The following is a 903-nucleotide window of genomic DNA, read 5'->3' as shown; positions in this document are numbered from 1 at the left end:
AAGATGAAAAAGATAAAGTAGTAACAAAAGTAACGACAGATAAAGAAGGAAAAGCAAACGTTTCCGATTTATCAGTAGGGAAATATAAGCTAGTAGAGGTAGAAAGCTTACCAGGATATAAAAAACTAGCGAAGCCAGTATCATTCGAAATCAAAAAGGGTATGACAGAAGTTTTATCACTAAAAGTAGAGAACGAATTAGTAGATAAAGGCTCAGTAGAAATTACAAAAGTGGACAAAGAAAGTGGCGTGTTATTAAAAGGCGTAACATTCGAAGTGCAAGATGAAAAAGGCAAAGTAGTAACGAAAGTAAAAACAGATAAAGAAGGAAAAGCGAAAATTTCAGATCTATCTGTAGGAAATTACAAACTAGTAGAAGTAGAAAGCTTACCAGGCTACAAAAAGCTAACAGAGCCAGTATCATTCGAAATTAAAAAGGGTATGACAGAAGTCTTATCATTAAAAGTAGAGAATGAACAGTTAGACAAAGGTTCAGTAGAAATTACAAAAGTAGATAAAGATAGTCAAAAAGTATTAGAAGGTGTAGTTTTCGAAGTACAAGACGAACAAGGTAAAGTAGTAACAGAAGTAACGACAGATAAAGAAGGAAAAGCAAACGTTTCAGATCTATCAGTAGGAAAATACAAATTAGTAGAGACGAAGAGCTTACCAGGTTATAAAAAATTAACGGAACCAGTATCATTCGAAATCAAAAAAGGTATGACGAAAGTTTTATCATTGAAAGTAGAGAACGAGCTGTTAGATAAAGGTTCAGTAGCGATTACAAAAGTAGACAAAGAAAGTGGCGCAGTATTAGCGGGCGTAACATTCGAAGTGCAAGATGAAAAAGATAAAGTAGTAACAAAAGTAACGACAGATAAAGAAGGAAAAGCAAACGTTTCCG

The 903-nt window shown here is 33.8% G+C and carries 1 protein-coding gene; it reads left to right on the top strand.

Annotated elements, in window-relative coordinates:
- Positions 1-903: SpaA isopeptide-forming pilin-related protein (locus tag H6481_RS28195; RefSeq protein ID WP_259347404.1), on the top strand; the 903-nt coding region annotated here is incomplete at both ends.

The sequence above is a fragment of the Bacillus sp. ME78 genome, assembly GCF_903970865.1.
Taxonomy (GTDB): domain Bacteria; phylum Bacillota; class Bacilli; order Bacillales; family Bacillaceae_G; genus Bacillus_A; species Bacillus_A cereus.
The sequence above is the reverse complement of the archived record's forward strand: the minus strand, read 5'-3'. Positions and strand labels throughout refer to the sequence as shown.